Source organism: Actinosynnema sp. NPDC023658, assembly GCF_040639995.1.
Taxonomy (GTDB): domain Bacteria; phylum Actinomycetota; class Actinomycetes; order Mycobacteriales; family Pseudonocardiaceae; genus Actinosynnema.
This window is the reverse complement of record NZ_JBFAAX010001148.1, coordinates 1-1,653: the sequence shown is the minus strand read 5'-3', so window position 1 is coordinate 1,653 and position 1,653 is coordinate 1. Positions and strand designations below refer to the sequence as shown.

1 protein-coding gene is annotated in these 1,653 nt (G+C 72.6%); it reads right to left on the bottom strand.

Annotated features, from left to right (window positions below; genetic code table 11):
- Positions 1-1,526, bottom strand: a 1,526-nt coding sequence (locus AB0G02_RS39015; protein WP_360805188.1) for a glutamate--tRNA ligase family protein, incomplete at its 3' end; no start/stop codon positions are given.
- Positions 1,527-1,653 lie beyond the last annotated feature (127 nt).

Genomic DNA, 1,653 nt, shown 5'->3' with positions numbered 1-1,653 from the left:
ATCGACCCACCGGCCGGGTAGGCCTCCGGGTTCTGCTTCAGGTCCTTGGGCCGCGGCGCGAAACCGTGCTTGGCGGCCAGCTCGCGGATCTGGTCGAACCACTCGCCGGAGTCCTCCAGCGGCCGGTAGCCGTCGGCGAAGTCGGCCGCGAACGCCCGCACCAGCTCCGGCGCGACGCCGAGCTGGGCGAACTGCTCGCCCGTCACGTCCTGCGGGGTGAACAGCTCGGGGAAGAAGAACCCGTACGCCTCGCGGAAGCCGGACCACTTGCGCAGGTCCTTGCGCGGGTTGGGCACGTCCGCGCCCCGCTCCACGGCCAGCGCCGCCAGGGCGAGGTCGCGGCGGGCGTCCAGCACCGGCACCAGCTCCGGGTCGTGGTCGGCGGCCCAGGTGCGCACGGCGTCCAGGATCTGCTCACCGGACAGGGTGGCGATGTGGTCGGCGGAGATGTCCTCCAGCTTGACCAGGTCCACCAGCGGCCCGGCGACGCCGCACTCCGCCAGCCGGATCGGGGCGTCCAGCGCCTCCGCGAGCGGGACCTCGGCCAGTCGGCCGTTGGCCAGCCCGCGCAGGTAGTACAGCACCGCCTCGGCCGGGAAGCCCTGCTCGATGTAGAAGGTCACCGAGGCCTCGGGGTCCTTGCGCTTGGACAGCTTCCGCTTGCCGCCGGGGATCTGCTTCATCAGCGGCGCGATGTGGGCGTAGCGGGGCGCCGGGACGCCGAGCGCGGCGAAAAGCTGGAGGTGCAGCGGCACGGAGGAGATCCACTCCTCGGCGCGGATCACCAGGGTGGTGCGCATGAGGTGGTCGTCGACGGCGTGCGCGAAGTGGTAGGTGGGCAGCCGGACCTCGTTGGCCGAGGACTTGATGAGCACCACGTCGTTGCGGTTGTCCTCGTGCTCCAGGTCGCCGCGGATCTCGTCGTGGAACCGGGCCCTCGCCTCGACGCCCGGCGAGCGGAACCGGATCACGTACGGCACGCCCTCGTCCAGCTTGGCCCGCACCTCGGCGGGGTCGCGGTCGCGCCACAGCGCCCAGCCCGCGTAGTAGCCGGGGGGCATCTTCGTGGCGTCCTGGCGGGCGCGGATGTCGGCCAGCTCCTCCGGCGTGGCGAAGCACAGGTACGCCTTGCCCTCGCGCAGCAGCTCACGGGCGTAGCTGAGGTAGATCCGCTCGCGCCGCGACTGGTGGTAGGGGGCGTAGTCGCCGGTCTCGTCGTGCTCGTCGGCGGGCAGGCCGAAGTAGGTGAAGGCGTGGTCGAACTGCGCCGCGGCACCCTCCACCTCGCGCGCCTGGTCGGTGTCCTCCACCCGCAGGACGTACGCGCCGCCGGAGCGGTGGGCGACGTCGCGGTCGATCATCGCGGCGTAGATGCCGCCGATGTGGACGAACCCGGTCGGTGACGGGCCGAACCGGGTGACCTCGGCGCCCGGCGGCAGCTGCCGGGCCGGATAACGCTGCTCCCAGTGCGCCGGCTCCGGCAGGTCGGCGGGGAACAGGGCGTCGATCACGGCGCGGTCAAGCATCGGGTTCACGGTCTCCAACAGGGGGTGGGCGGACGAACCCAGAGACTATCGCTTCCGCCGTCCCCGACGGCCGAGCGGGTGACGCCGACGCGGGCCGTCCCGGTCGGCGGTGCCGAGCGGACGGGTG